Origin of the sequence: Shigella sp. FC1661, from assembly GCF_001712525.1 — a bacterium.
In the GTDB taxonomy this organism is placed as follows: Bacteria; Pseudomonadota; Gammaproteobacteria; order Enterobacterales; family Enterobacteriaceae; genus Escherichia; species Escherichia coli.
Window position 1 is genome coordinate 1 of sequence record NZ_MDGW01000554.1, and the last position, 217, is coordinate 217.

At 50.7% G+C, this 217-nt stretch carries 1 protein-coding gene; it reads left to right on the top strand.

Annotated elements, in window-relative coordinates; translation table 11 throughout:
- On the top strand, positions 1-68 hold a 68-nt coding region (locus BFF42_RS28440), incomplete at its 5' end, for a hypothetical protein (RefSeq protein ID WP_371261907.1).
- Positions 69-217: the final 149 nt, after the last annotated feature.

Below are 217 nucleotides of genomic sequence, written 5' to 3' on the forward strand. Positions count from 1 at the left end.
TGCCGGAATGGCCTTCCAACCGTGTTGACGAACTCCTGCCATGGAACGTAGCACTCACCAATAAATAAGCGTCAATACGGTGCTCCGTTGACGCTTACGGAGAACAGGTTGTTCCTTACGGAGAACAGGTTGTTCCTGCCTCTGAACTTGCTGCCGCCATGAAGCAGATTAAAGAACTCCAGCGCCTGCTCGGCAAGAAAACGATGGAAAATGAACT